The organism is Blastococcus sp. LR1, assembly GCF_020166105.1.
Classification (GTDB): Bacteria; Actinomycetota; Actinomycetes; order Mycobacteriales; family Geodermatophilaceae; genus Blastococcus.
Genome location: NZ_JAIUJY010000002.1, coordinates 156,527 through 169,329, shown reverse-complemented (window position 1 = coordinate 169,329; position 12,803 = coordinate 156,527). Strand labels below are relative to the sequence as shown.

Here is a 12,803-nt window from a genome sequence, read left to right as displayed (position 1 = left end):
CCGCCCTGCCCGGACGGCCGGTGGCCCGGCCGCCGCATAGGCTCGGGCCCTGTGACGACCCTGCCGCCGCTCGATCTCTCCGCCGACGTCCTCGCGCTCACCCGCGCCCTCGTCGACGCCCCGTCGGTGTCGGGGTCGGAGGCGGCGCTGGCCGACGCGGTCGAGACGGCGCTGCGCGCGCTCGGCGGCCTCGAGGTCGAGCGGATCGGCGACTCGGTGCTGGCCCGCACGAACCTCGACCTGCCGAGCCGGGTGGTCCTCGCCGGCCACCTCGACACCGTGCCGATCGCGGACAACGTGCCCAGCCGGCTGGATGAGGCCACCGGCCGGCTCTACGGCTGCGGCACCAGCGACATGAAGGCCGGCGACGCGGTGATGCTGCGGCTGGCCGCCACCTTCGGCGTCCCGGGCGCGCAGCCCGCGCACGACCTCACGTTCGTCTTCTACGACAACGAGGAGGTCGAGGCGGTGAAGAACGGCCTCGGCCGAGTGGCGCGGGAACGCCGTGGCTGGCTCTACGGCGACCTGGCGATCCTGCTCGAGCCGACCGACGGCGAGATCGAGGCCGGCTGCCAGGGCACGCTCCGCGCGGTGCTCTCCACCACGGGCCGCCGGGCGCACAGCGCCCGCAGCTGGCTGGGGGAGAACGCGATCCACGGGCTGTCCGGCGCGCTGGCGACGCTGGCGGCCTATCGCGCCCGGGAGGTGGAGATCGACGGCTGCCGCTACCGCGAGGGGCTCAACGCGGTCGGGATCAGCGGCGGGGTGGCGGGCAACGTCATCCCGGACGAGGCCTCCCTGACCGTGAACTTCCGCTACGCCCCGGACCGTGACGAGGACGCCGCCGAGGCGCACGTCCGCGAGGTGTTCGCGCAAGCGATCGCGGCCGGGGCCACGCTCACCGTCGTCGACAACGCAGGGGGAGCGCTGCCCGGTCTCGCCGAGGCGGCCGCGGCGGCGTTCGTCGAGGCCGTCGGCCGGCCGGCGCGGGCCAAGCTCGGCTGGACCGACGTCGCCCGGTTCGCCGCCTTCGGCATCCCGGCGATCAACTACGGGCCCGGTGATCCGCAGCTGGCCCACACCCGCGAGGAGCACGTCCTCGTCGACCGGCTGCAGCCGGCCGTCGACGCCCTCACCGCCTACCTGTCCGGGAGCAGCTCATGACCACCCCGCCGTCCGACGGCCACCGCTCGCGCTCGGCCCGCCACAAGGGGCCGATCATGCTGCGCGGTGGCGAGCCCGACCCGAAGAACCGGGGGACGACGACCGACCAGCGGCTGCTCGACCGCCGGGGCGGCGCGGATTTCGTGCACACGGACCCGTGGCGCGTCATGCGGATCACGTCGGAGTTCGTCGAGGGCTTCGGCCTGCTCGCCGAGCTCCCGCGCGCGGTCAGCGTCTTCGGCAGCGCCCGCACGCCGCAGGACCACCCGCACTACGCCACCGGGGTCGAGCTGGGAGCGGCCCTGGTCGAGGCGGGCTACGCCGTCATCACCGGCGGCGGCCCGGGGGCGATGGAGGCGGCGAACAAGGGCGCGCACGAGGCCGGCGGCATGTCGGTGGGGCTGGGCATCGAGCTGCCGTTCGAGCAGGAGCTCAACGAGTGGGTCGACGTCGGCATCTCGTTCCGCTACTTCTTCGTGCGCAAGACGATGTTCGTGAAGTACGCGCAGGCCTTCGTGATCCTGCCCGGCGGCTTCGGCACGCTCGACGAGCTGTTCGAGGCGCTCACCCTCGTGCAGACGACCAAGGTCACCCGCTTCCCGGTGATCCTGCTGGGCACCGAGTACTGGTCGGGCCTGATCGACTGGATCCGCGACACCATGGTCGCTGCGGGAACGGTCAGCCCCCGCGACCTCGACCTGATCACCGTCACCGATTCGATCGCCGAGGCGGTCGCCGCGATCCGGGCGGCCGACGCCGCCCGCGTCACCGGTGACAACGGGGGCGGCCAGGTGCCGGTCACCGGCCCGTCCGACGCCTGACGTGCTCTCGTTCCTCGTCTTCGTCCTCGCCGTCCTGCTGGTCGGCGGGGTCCTCTTCCTGGTCGGGTCGCTGCTCCTCGGTCGCGGGGAGACGCAGCCGCCGGCGGACACCGGCCGGTCGCCGGTCGCGCTGCCCGACGACCGGGCCGTCACCGCCGCCGACGTCCGCGCCCTGCAGATCACGGTGACCGCGCGCGGGTACCGGATGACCGAGGTCGACTGGCTGCTGGACCGGTTCGCCCGGACCCTGGAGGACCGCGACGCCGAGATCGCCGGGCTGCGGGCCGAGCTCGCGGCCCGGGCGGAGCAGGAGACGCCGACCGATCCGGGCGCAGCGCCCGTCGAAGCAGCCCGGCCCGTCGAAGGAGGAGTGCACCGCGATGCCTGAGCTCGTGGAACGGATCGACGTCGACGCCCCGCCGGAGCAGGTGTGGGCGGCGCTCACCGCCTGGAGCCGGCAGGGGGAGTGGATGGTCGCCACCGACGTCCGCACCGTGAACGGACCGGCGCAGGGCTTCGGTGGCCGGCTGGCCGCCCGCACCGGTCTGCCGCTGCCCGGAGGACGGCACGTGGGCCTGCTCGACACCATGGTGATCATGAAGTGGGAGCCGCCCCGGCTGGTGGAGGTGCAGCACACCGGCCGGCTGATCCGCGGCCCGGGCATCTTCGAGATCGAGCCCCGGGGCGAGCACTCGACGTTCGTGTGGACCGAGCGGCTGTACCTGCCCTACGGCTACCTCGGTGTCGCCGGCTTCGCCCTGGTCAAGCCGTTCGCCCTGCTCGGCATCCGCCGGTCGCTGCGGCGCTTCGCGGAGTTCGCCCGCACCTTCCCCGCGTGAGCCGCCGGGGCTGGGCGCTGTTCCTGGCGATGTCGGTGATCTGGGGCGTGCCCTACCTGCTGATCAAGGTGGCCGTGGGCGAGGTGTCGCCCGTGGTCGTGGTCTTCGTCCGCTGCGTCGTCGGCGCCGCGCTGCTGCTGCCCTGGACGATCGCCCGCGGGCAGCTGCGCCCGGCGCTGCGGCACTGGAAGGCGCTGCTGCTCTTCACGGTGCTGGAGATGACAGGGCCCTGGCTGCTGCTGTCCTGGGCCGAGCAGTCGCTGTCCAGCTCGCTGACCGGTCTGCTCGTGGCGGGTGTGCCCTTCGCGGCGGCGCTGGCGGCCCGGCTGGCCGGGGACGAGGACCGGCTGACCCGCTCGCGGGTGCTCGGCATGGCGATCGGCGTCGTCGGCATCGCGGTGCTGCTGGGCCTGGACCTGGAGGGCGCGCAGCTGCTGCCGATCCTGGCCGTCGGGCTGGTGGTCGTCGGCTACGCGACGGCGCCGATGGTGGTATCCCGGGCGCTGCCCGACGTCCCCGGCGTGGCCGCCAGCTCGATCGCGCTGTTCGTGACCGCCGCCGTCTACGCGCCGTTCGCGCTCCCGCGGATCGGTCAGGTGGGCGACGCCTCGTCGGATGCGCTGGTCTCGCTGGTCCTGCTCGGCGTCGTGTGCACCGCGCTGGCGCTGGCGCTCTTCTTCGCGCTGATCCGCGAGGTCGGCCCGCAGCGCGCGCTGGTCATCACCTTCGTCAACCCGGCGGTCGCGGTGCTGCTGGGGGTGTGGCTGCTCGACGAGCCGTTCACGCTCGGCATCGCCCTGGGGCTCCCGCTCGTGCTCGCCGGCTGCGTCCTCGCCACCGGCCGCGGGGCGCGGTCCGCGCCGCCCGACGTCGAGGCGCTCGACGCCGCCGCCCGCTGACTCAGCCGAGCCGCCGCAGCTCCGGCCAGATCTCCGCCCACGGCACCCGCCGGCCGGTCGCGAGCCACACGGTCGCGCCCTGCTCCTCGTTGTCCAGGCCGACGCCGTTGTCGATCCGGCCGGACGCCGTCACCGATCCGAACCACCGCTCGAGGTCGGATCGCGGCAGGCCGACGACGACGGCGGCCTCGGCGTCCTCGGGTGGCGGGCCCCAGTCCGCGTAGGCGTTGTGCCCGCTGTAGGCCGGGGCGAGTCCGGGCGCGAACCGGTCCACCGCGCCGGCCTGGCCGTAGTTCCCGGTGAGGACGACGACCCGCTCGGCGGCCGGCAGCCGGTCGCGGGCCCGCTCGACCGCGGCGGCGAACCGCGGCCAGCCGACGGTCTCCCCGGCGTCGTAGTTGACATCGGGAACCGGGGTCGACGCCAGGGCACCGACGGGGACGAGGGGCAGCCCCAGCGTGGCGTCGACGGCGAGGCTCAGCGCCAGCGCGGCGGCGAGCAGACCGCCCCGCAGTCGTGTCCCACCCCGCCGGACCCAGTCGAGGACCGGCGCCGCCCCGGCGGCCAGCAGGACGGGGTAGAGCCCGGCCAGGTAGTACGGCTTGCCGCCGGTCACGAGGAAGACCACGGCGAGGACGCCGTACGCGACGGCGAACGACCGCCAGGTGCGCAGCGCGGGGTCGCGGGCCAGCCGCACCAGCCCGGCCGCCCATACCGGCACCAGCAGCGGGCTGACCAGGACGAGCTGGAAGGGGAGGAACAGGTACCAGGGTTCGCTGGTGCCCGAGCTCCCGGAGGCGATGGCCTCGGCCAGCTCCAGCTGGGGCCACCCGGAGGTCGCCTGCCAGGCGAGGTTCGGCGCCCACAGCGCCAGCGCCAGCAGCCCGCCCAGCCACGGCCAGGGCGACCGGAGGACCGGTCGTGGTCCGCCGGCCAGGACGCCCAGGAGCACGCCGGCGAGCAGGAACGCCGGCTGCACCTTGTTCTGCAGGGCCAGGCCCGCGACCACCCCGACGAGCAGCCAGGTCCGGCCTCCGTCGCGCAGCGCCCGGACGAGCAGCCAGGACAGCGTCGTCCAGGCCAGCAGGTCCGGGGTCGTCGTCGTCAGCAGGTGCCCGGCGATCAGCAGGATGCTGGAGACCGCCATGCAGCCGGCGGCCAGCAGCTGGCCCGCCCGCCCCGCGCCGAACTCGCGGGCGAGGAGGCCGGTGAGGACGACGACCGCCCCGGAGGCGAGCGCCGAGGGCGCCCGCAGCGCCGTCAGCGAGCCGGGGAACAGGCTGTCCATGGCGCGTGCGGCCAGGGGCGTCAGCGGCCCCTGGTCCACGTAGCCGAGGGCGAGCTCCCGGCCGGCGCGCAGGAAGTACAGCTCGTCGCGGGAGTAGCCGTACCGGCCGGCGACGGCGAGCAGCAGCGCGGTGACCGCCGCCCCGAGGAGCAGGAGGTCACGCCTCGCAGCGGGTGGAGGCGCAGGGATGCCCGGCTCGCCCGGCACGACGGCGCTCACCGCGCGGACGCTAGCGGCTTCCCGGCCGGGCGGGGACGGTTCGGCGCCTGCCGCTCGTCGGGGTCAGGCCGGCTCAATTCCGGTGCCCCACCTGCCGAGAAGTGTTGCGGCAGTCGTGCGCGTCCTGGGTGCCCGGAGGGGAGGGCTCGTGCAGCAGTCCGACGGTTCCGTCGGTGTCCGGCGCTGGACGCTGCGGTGTCTCGCCGCACTCCTGGTCGCGGCCACGCTGCTGCTGCCCGGCACCGCGCCGCTCCCTGCCCCGGACCTGCGGACCGTGAGCGCCACGGACCCGGCACCCCCCACGAACGTGGTGCCGGCGGCCGCGGACCGGCCGCTGAACATCACCTGGACGGCCCCCGCCGGCGAGACGACGGTCAACGGCTACATCGTGACGCTGGACGGCTCGGAGGTCGCCCGGCCGACGACGACGTCGGTCACCGTGCCCGGGCTGGTCAACGGCCGCGGCTACGTGGTCCGGGTGACCTCGCGCTCGTCGGTCCTCGGCTTCCCGTACGAGGGAACGACCCCCAGCGCCCCGGTCACCGGCACCCCCCGTGACGCCGTCCCGGCGGCTCCGCCCACCGGCGTGACCGCCGACCGCGGCGACGGGCGCGTGGTCCTCACCTGGACGCCGAACACGGCCGACTACGACGCCGACGCCTACCGGGTGATGCGGAACAGTGCGGTCGCGAGCGCTGTCCTGCCCGGCCGGGACACCGCCACCTGGACCGACTCCGCCGTCGTCAACGACACCACCTACTCCTACGCGGTGCAGACCCGCGACACGTCGGGCAACTGGTCGGCCTCGTCGTCCCCTGCGGTGAGCGCGACCCCCACCGACCTCACGCCGCCGGCCGCGCCGACGGGCCTGATCGGCGGCCGCGGGGACGCCCGCGCCGGGCTCTCCTGGAACGCGAGCCCCGAGCCCGACCTCGCCGGCTACCGCCTGCTCCGCGACGGCGTCGAGGTGGCGGCGCTTACCGGGACCGAGCACATCGACCTCGGGCTGGCCAACGACCGGACCTACGTCTACACGCTGGTCGCGGTGGACACGCACGGCAACCGGTCGGCCCCGTCCGCGTCCGTCTCGGTCACGCCGACCGACCTCACGCCGCCGGCCACGCCCACGGGTCTGACCGCGGTGCGGGGTGACGGCGAGGTCTTCCTCTCCTGGACGGCGAATCCCGAGCCCGACCTCGCGGCCTACCGCCTGTTCCGGGACGGCGTCCTGGTCGCGACGGTTCCGGGTGCCACCACCTCCTACGTCGACGGCGGCCTGACCAACGACACGACCTACCGCTACACGCTGGTCGCCGTGGACACCCACGGCAACGCGTCGGTCTCGTCCGCGGCGGTGCCGGGGACGCCGACGGATCTGGGGGCGCCGGCCTCGCCCACGGGGCTGGCGGCCGTGCGGGGCGACGGCCGGGTCACGCTCACCTGGACGGCGAACGGCGAACCCGACCTGGCGGGTTACCGCGTGCTCCGGGACGGCGTGGAGATCGCCACGGTCACCAGCACGACCTACACCGACACGGGGCTGACCAACGACCGCGTCTACGCCTACGCCCTGGTCGCGGTGGACACCCACGGCAACCGCTCGCCGGCGACGGCGCCGGTGTCCGCGACGCCGACCGACCTCACCCCGCCGGCCACCCCGACCGGGCTGACGGCGGTCCGCGGCGACGGCCGGGTCACCCTCACCTGGACGGCGAACAGCGAGCCGGACCGCGCGGGCTACCGGGTGTTCCGCGACGGGGTGGAGATCGCCGCGGTCGCCGGCACGACGTACACCGACATCGGGCTGACCAACGACACGACCTACCGCTACACCCTGGTCGCGGTGGACACCCACGACAACCGCTCGACCCCGTCGGCCCAGGTCTCCGCGACACCCACCGACCTGACGCCGCCGGCGGCGCCGACCGGTCTGGACGTCGCCCGCGCGTCGGGGAACAACGTCCTGACCTGGACGGCCAACACGGAACCCGACCTCGCGGGCTACCGGGTGCTGCGGGACGGCGTGGAGATCGCCACCGTCACGTCCCCGACCTTCACCGACGGCGGTGGAGCCTCGCGGAGCTACGCGATCGTGGCCATCGACACCCACGGGAACCGCTCTGCGGCGTCCGCGCCGGTCACCTCGCACACCGACGTGACGCCGCCGGCCGTGCCCACCGGCCTCACGGCGACCAGGGGCGACGCCCGGGTCACCCTGTCCTGGACGGCCAACGTGGAGAACGACCTGGCGAGCTACCGGGTGCTGCGGAACGGGGTGGAGATCGCGACGGTCACCGGGACGAGCTACGTCGCGACCGGGCTGACCAACGACGTGTCGTACTCGTTCTCGCTGGTGGCCGTGGACGACAGCGGCAACCGGTCCGCGGCGAGCGCGACGGTCTCGGCCACTCCCACCGACCTCACCGCGCCTGCCCGGCCTACCGGCTTCGCGGCGGTGCGCGGGGACGGCCGGGTCACGCTCACCTGGAACGCCAGTCCCGAGCCGGACCTGGCGAGCTACCGGGTCTTCCGCAACGGCACGGAGATCGCCACCGTGACCGGGACGAGCTACGTCGCCGCCGGACTGACCAACGACGTCGCCTACTCGTTCTCCCTGGTCGCGGTGGACACGCACGGCAACCGCTCGCCGGCGACGGCGGCGGTGTCCGCGACGCCCACCGACCTCACCGCGCCCGCCACCCCGACCGGGCTGACGGCGGTACGCGGCGAGCGGCAGGTGGCGCTCACCTGGAACGCCAATCCCGAGCCGGACCTGGCGAGCTACCGGGTGTTCCGCAACGGCACGGAGATCGCGACGGTCACGGGCACCTCCTACACCGCCACCGGCCTGACCAACGACGTGACGTACTCCTTCTCGCTGGTCGCGGTGGACACCCACGGCAACCGCTCGCCGGCGACGGCGGCGCTGTCCGCGACACCGACCGACCTCACCGCGCCCGCCACCCCGACCGGGTTCTCCGCGGTTCGGGGTGAGCAGCAGGTCGCGCTCTCCTGGACGGCGAATCCCGAGTCCGACCTGGCGAGCTACCAGGTGTTCCAGGACGGCGTGGAGATCGCCACGGTGACCGGGACCGGTTACGTCGCGACCGGGCTGACCAACGACGTCGCCTACTCGTTCTCGCTGGTCGCGGTGGACACGCACGGCAACCGCTCGCCGGCGACGGCGGCGGTGACCGCCACCCCGACCGACCTCACCGCGCCCGCCACTCCCACCGGCCTGACGACGACGACCGGAGAGGGGCGCATCCCGCTCTCCTGGACGGCGAACAGCGAGTCCGACCTGGCGGGCTACCGCGTGTTCCAGGACGGCGTGGAGATCGCCACGGTGACCGGGACCGGTTACGTCGCGACCGGGCTGACCAACGACGTGACGTACTCGTTCTCGCTGGTCGCGGTGGACACCCACGGGAACCGGTCGCTCGCCTCGGCCGCCGTCCCCGGGACGCCCCGGGACCTCGCGCCGGCCTCCCCGACGGACGTCACGGCTGCTCCCGGGGACCGCCGCGCCGTGCTCGCCTGGACCCCGCCGGCGGACCCCGACGTCGTCACCTACCGGGTGCTCGCCGAGGACGGTGCCGTGCTGGCGACCGCGAGCGCGCCCGCCACCCAGATCGCGGTGTCGGGCCTGACCAACGGGACCACCTACCGGCTCCGGGTGGTGGCGGTGGACGCGGGCGGGAACGTCTCGGCGCCCTCGGCCGAGGTCTCCGTCGTGCCGGTCTCGCCGCGGGTGCCGGCACAGGGTGCGGGGGACAAGGGCGGGGCCGCGGTGAGCGCGGACGGCCGGCACGTCGTGATCGGCACCTCCGCGTCGCTCGAGCCGGGGGACACCAACACCGCCTACGAGCTGTACCTGCTCGACCGCACCGCGGGCACCGCGCGGAGGCTGGCGCCGCTGCCCGCGGGTGCGACAGGTGCGACGGATCCGACGAACACCAGCGCGCCCGCGATCAGCGCCGACGGCGGCACCGTCGTGCTGGCCACCACTGCGCCGCTGGTCGCCGCCGACACCAACACGCTGACCGACGTCTACCGCTTCGACGTCGCGAGCTCGGCCTGGTCGCTGGTGAGCGTTCCGCCCGCCGGCCGGGTCAGCTCGTCGTCCGCCGGAGCCGTGCTCCAGACCGGCAGCTCGGTGTACTCGACCAGCCCGCCGGTGGCGATCACCGCCGACGGCGACCTGGTGCTCTTCTACTCCGCGCGCAGCGACCTGGTCGCGGGGGACAGCAACGGCGTCGTCGACCTCTTCGCCAAGCGGCTCTCGACCGGCACTGTCACCCGGGTCTCGACCACCACGGAAGGCGCCAACCTCGGTGGCGCCGCGACCGGCCCGGCCCTGGAGGTCACGCCCGACGGCCGCTTCGCGCTCTTCCCGGCGACGACCTCGACCGGCACCGTCCTGCTGTACCGCAAGACCCTGTCGGGGCCGGGCGCCGGTGAGCTGGTGGTGGCCTCCTCGGTCACATCCCGCGGCACCACGACCCGGTTCGGTGTCTACCGGGACGCCGGCGACATCGCGCTCAGCGACGACGGCCGGTACGTCGCCCTCGTGACGGTCAACCGGATCGCCACCACCAACCCGGCCGCCACCAGCACGGCGGCCCTGGCCTACCGGGTGGACCTCACCACGAGCACGGCGATCGCCCTCGGCGACGGCCAGCAGACGGGATGGGAGCACCAGGTCGAGCTCGATCCGACCGGCCGCTACGCCTTCTACTCGACCGCCGAGCCCGCCCTGCCGGCCGACACGAACGGCCACACCGACCACTACCGGCGCGACCTGGCCGGCGGGGTCGCCGGCCCGCTGCTGCTGGTCACCTCCGACGCCGACGGCCGGCCGACGAGCGGCCCCGTCGGCTCGGTGGCGCCGGCGGAGTACGGCCGGCTGACGGCGTTCAGCGGCGACCGCGTCGTCCTCACGACCTCGCAGGCGCTGGTGTCGGCGGACACGAACCGGATCCGCGACCTGTACCTCAAGGACCTCGGGACCGGGGTCGCCTCCTCGCCGCTGGGCTGAGGCGTCGGTGGCCCGCGCTAGCGTCCTGCGCGTGGCGGCGGAGACAGCACGGTGCGGGTGGTCGACCAGCGCTCCCGAGTACGTCAGGTACCACGACGAGGAGTGGGGCACGCCGTTCCGCGGGGACGACGCCCTCTTCGAGCGGCTCACCCTCGAGGCGTTCCAGTCGGGCCTGTCCTGGATCACCATCCTGCGGAAGCGGCCCGCCTTCCGCACGGCGTTCGCCGGCTTCGAGATCGACGCGGTCGCGGAGTTCACCGCCGACGACGAGGAACGGCTGATGGCAGATGCCGCGATCGTGCGCAATCGCGCCAAGATCCGGGCGGCCGTCGGCAACGCCCGGGCGGCCCAGCGACTGCCCGAGGGGCTGTCCGAGCTCCTGTGGTCCTTCGCCCCGACCGGCCCCCGGACCCGCCCGGCGTCGCTCGCCGACGTGCCCGCGACCAGCCCGGAATCGGTCGCGATGGCCAAGGAGCTCAAGCGCCGCGGGTTCGTGTTCGTCGGCCCGACGACCGCCTACGCGCTCATGCAGGCCACCGGGATGGTGGACGACCACGTCGCCGACTGCTTCCGGGCGAACCCGTGAACACAGCCCGAGAGCCCCTGAGCACAGCCCGAAAGCGTGGCGCGCTGGGGCTCATGTTGGACGGATCGCCCTCATACGGGATCATTGGTGGGAGCTCACAGCATCGGACACCGCGCGCCTGCCTCCGGCAGTCGTGCGGCTGGCGAAGGAGGCACGCATGGCGGCCATGAAGCCGCGCACGGGTGAAGGTCCCCTCGAGGTCACCAAGGAAGGGCGCGGTCTGGTCATGCGGGTGCCACTGGAAGGTGGCGGTCGTCTGGTCGTCGAGCTGTCGCCCGACGAGGCGGCGGCGCTGTCGGAGGCGCTGAAGGGCGCCACCAGCTGAGCCCCGCGGACCGTCCCCGGACGGTCCGCAGCAGGACGTGATGCGGCCCCGGCCGCCGGCATTCCGCCGGCGGTCGGGGCCGTTTCCGTCGGATCGCAGGCGTCAGGCGGGCCCGATCAGCCGGGCGACGATCTCCGCGGACAGCGTCACCAGCGGCAGGCCGCCCCCGGGATGGGCCGAGCCGCCGACCAGGAACAGCCCGGGCACCGGCGAGGCGTTCCCCGGGCGCAGGAAGGCCGCCCGGCTGCCGTTGCTCGAGGTCCCGTAGATCGAGCCGCCGACGCTGCCGGTGTCGCGCTCGAGGTCCGCGGGGGTGCGCAGCACACGCCGGCGCACCCGGTCCCGCACGTCCAGGCCGCGCCTGGCCATGACGGCGAGCACCTCGTCGGCGTACCGGTCGGCCAGGCCGGGGGAGTTCCAGTCCACGCCGTGCTCCGGGTCGTGCCGCGGAGCGTTGACCAGCACGAACCAGGACTCGCTGTCGCCGTCCGGTGCCAGCGCCGGGTCGTCGGGCGCGCTCACGTACACGGTGGGGTCGGTCACCGGCACGGGGCGACCGGTGTTCCGGCCGACGCCGAAGACGGCGTCGAACTCGGCGTCGTAGTCCTCGGGGAACAGCGCGGTGTGGTGGGCGAGCCCGGGGGTGCGGCCGCGCAGCGCCAGCAGCAGCACGAAGCCCGACAGCGACGGCGTCGCCCGGCCCAGGTCCCGGCGCACCCCGCGGGTGCGCCGGTCGCCGGGCAGGAGGTGTGCGTGCAGCGCGGCGGCGTCGAGCCCCGACACCACGGCGTCGGCGGGCACCCGCTCGCCGTCGGCCAGCTCGACCCCGGCCGCCCGGCCGTTCTCCATCAGCACCCGCCGCACCGCGGCGCCGGTCCGCAGGACCGCGCCGTGCGCCACGGCCCGGTCGAGGACGGCGAGGGCGAGCCGGTGCAGCCCGCCGCGGACGTACCAGGAACCGAAGGCCTGCTCGGCGTAGGCGACGGTGGCGAGCACCGCCGGCGCCCGCCGCGGGTCGGAGCCGGAGTAGGTGGCGTACCGGTCCAACAGGGTGCGGAGGTGCGGGTGCTGCAGGTACCGGCGCCCCAGCCCGCGCAGCGACTGCCACGGGGCGATGGCCGCGACGTCGGCGGGACGGCGGGCGAGCCGGGCGAGCGTGGCGGCACCGGCCAGGGGTGAGCGCAGGAAGGGGCCCTCGCTGATCCGCCACATGTCCGCGGCCCGCTCCATCAGCGCGCTCCACTGCCGGCCGGCGCCGTCGCCCAGGGCCTCGTCGAGCGCCGACGGGACGTCCTCGAGTCGACCGGGCATCGCCAGCCGGGTGCCGTCGGCGAACCGGTAGTCGACGGCCGGGTCGAGCCGCACGAGGTCGACGGCGTCCTCGAGCGGTCCGCCGGTCGCGGCGAAGAGGTCCCGCAGCACCTGGGGGAGGGTGACCAGGCTCGGCCCGGTGTCGAAGGAGTGCCCGTCGACGGAGAGCCGGCCGAGCTTCCCGCCAACCTCCGGGCCCTGCTCCAGGATCGTCACCGCGTGGCCCGAGGCGGCGAGCCGGGCCGCCGCGGCGAGTCCGCCGAGTCCGGCGCCCACCACCACGACCCGCGCCACGGCTCCACCGTAGCGACGC

The 12,803-nt window shown here is 74.7% G+C and carries 10 protein-coding genes; 8 read left to right on the top strand and 2 right to left on the bottom strand.

The window, feature by feature from the left end; genetic code table 11:
* The first annotated feature begins 51 nt into the window (after window positions 1-51).
* The 5 genes from dapE to LBW97_RS05420 are packed head-to-tail and all read left to right on the top strand — an operon-like array spanning window position 52 to window position 3,723.
* Window positions 52-1,164 (top strand): succinyl-diaminopimelate desuccinylase, encoded by a 1,113-nt coding sequence (dapE, locus tag LBW97_RS05440; RefSeq protein ID WP_224498399.1) that lies wholly within the window; start codon window positions 52-54, stop codon window positions 1,162-1,164.
* A complete protein-coding gene (locus LBW97_RS05435; RefSeq protein WP_224498398.1) occupies window positions 1,161-1,985 on the top strand; it encodes a TIGR00730 family Rossman fold protein in 825 nt (274 codons plus the stop codon). Before dapE ends, LBW97_RS05435 begins: the two co-directional genes overlap by 4 nt.
* Window position 1,986: 1 nt before the next feature.
* Window positions 1,987-2,373 (top strand): DivIVA domain-containing protein, encoded by a 387-nt coding sequence (locus LBW97_RS05430; protein ID WP_224498397.1) that lies wholly within the window; start codon window positions 1,987-1,989, stop codon window positions 2,371-2,373.
* Entirely contained in the window at window positions 2,366-2,824 is a 459-nt protein-coding gene (locus LBW97_RS05425; protein ID WP_224498396.1) for an SRPBCC family protein, read from the top strand. Before LBW97_RS05430 ends, LBW97_RS05425 begins: the two co-directional genes overlap by 8 nt.
* A complete protein-coding gene (locus tag LBW97_RS05420) occupies window positions 2,821-3,723 on the top strand; it encodes a DMT family transporter (RefSeq protein ID WP_224498395.1) in 903 nt (300 codons plus the stop codon). The genes LBW97_RS05425 and LBW97_RS05420 overlap by 4 nt, the downstream gene beginning before the upstream one ends.
* Window position 3,724: 1 nt before the next feature.
* Here LBW97_RS05420 and LBW97_RS05415 read toward each other — a convergent pair whose 3' ends face one another.
* On the bottom strand, window positions 3,725-5,230 hold the full coding sequence (locus LBW97_RS05415; protein ID WP_224498394.1) for a glycosyltransferase family 39 protein: 1,506 nt from the start codon (window positions 5,228-5,230) through the stop codon (window positions 3,725-3,727).
* Window positions 5,231-5,378: 148 nt separating this feature from the next.
* On the opposite strand from LBW97_RS05415, the gene LBW97_RS05410 reads away from it, so the two are divergent.
* The 3 genes from LBW97_RS05410 (at window position 5,379) to LBW97_RS05400 (ending at window position 11,179) form a co-directional block, all read left to right on the top strand.
* The gene (locus LBW97_RS05410; RefSeq protein WP_224498393.1) at window positions 5,379-10,268 is read left to right on the top strand and encodes a fibronectin type III domain-containing protein; all 4,890 of its coding nucleotides are present in this window, start codon (window positions 5,379-5,381) and stop codon (window positions 10,266-10,268) included.
* Between the two features lie 31 nt (window positions 10,269-10,299).
* Entirely contained in the window at window positions 10,300-10,854 is a 555-nt protein-coding gene (locus LBW97_RS05405) for a DNA-3-methyladenine glycosylase I (protein ID WP_224498392.1), read from the top strand.
* 157 nt (window positions 10,855-11,011) lie between these two features.
* A complete protein-coding gene (locus LBW97_RS05400; protein ID WP_012947303.1) occupies window positions 11,012-11,179 on the top strand; it encodes a DUF3117 domain-containing protein in 168 nt (55 codons plus the stop codon).
* Window positions 11,180-11,281: 102 nt separating this feature from the next.
* Here LBW97_RS05400 and LBW97_RS05395 read toward each other — a convergent pair whose 3' ends face one another.
* Window positions 11,282-12,784: an NAD(P)/FAD-dependent oxidoreductase gene (locus LBW97_RS05395; protein WP_224498391.1), complete on the bottom strand. Its 1,503-nt coding sequence runs from the start codon at window positions 12,782-12,784 to the stop codon at window positions 11,282-11,284.
* Window positions 12,785-12,803: the final 19 nt, after the last annotated feature.